This is a genomic window from Micromonospora orduensis (assembly GCF_006228125.1).
Lineage (GTDB): Bacteria > Actinomycetota > Actinomycetes > Mycobacteriales > Micromonosporaceae > Micromonospora > Micromonospora orduensis.
This window is the reverse complement of the sequence record NZ_VDFY01000001.1, coordinates 1-630: the sequence shown is the minus strand read 5'-3', so window position 1 is coordinate 630 and position 630 is coordinate 1. Positions and strand designations below refer to the sequence as shown.

1 protein-coding gene is annotated in these 630 nt (G+C 71.7%); it reads right to left on the bottom strand.

Annotation, left to right across the window (positions count from 1 at the left end):
- Positions 1-7 precede the first annotated feature (7 nt).
- Complete coding sequence (locus FHG89_RS00005) at positions 8-529, bottom strand: hypothetical protein (RefSeq protein ID WP_139581794.1); 522 nt, start codon at positions 527-529, stop codon at positions 8-10.
- Between the last annotated feature and the right edge of the window lie 101 nt (positions 530-630).

The window sequence follows — 630 nt, the reverse complement described above, 5'->3', positions numbered from 1 at the left end:
GTCCGGCTCAGGAGCCGGCTCCGGCCCGGCGCCGTCCGCCCGCCATGCCGAGCGCGACCGCGGCGGCCACCAGGGCCACGCCGCCGACGACCAGGATCGAGCCGGTGCCCCGGCCGCCTGCGGTGCCGCCACCCCCGGTCGCCGGTCCCTTGCTGGGCGAGGCCATGTTCAGCACGGTCAGCATCGTGGAGGCCGTCTGGCCGTTCTGGCAGCGCAGGTCGACCGGGTAGTCACCCGGTTCCTTGCTGCCCGGAACGGTGACCTCGCCCTTGAGGAAGCCGTTGTCCGGTCTGAGCACCACCTGCCCGAACGCGTCGGAGCGCACGTTTGCCTGCCGGTCGTTGTTGTTGTCGCAGCTCGCGCGGATCTTGACCCGGCTGCCCGCCGGGACGCTGTTCGGTGTCACCTCGACGAAGGTGTTCTCACCGGCACGCGCCGGCGCGACCGACAACAGGACGAACGCCCCGACCAGCCCGACAAGTGTCAGTGCGGACGAGAGCGCGCGGTTGATCGTGCGGATTCCCTGCATGATTTCCCCCCAACCGGCGACGACCGCCGGAACCCTCCCCTGGGCACGCGCGCTGCTTTCCCCGTGACGCGGGGGCAAACCACGGGGGAGCGGGCGTCAGT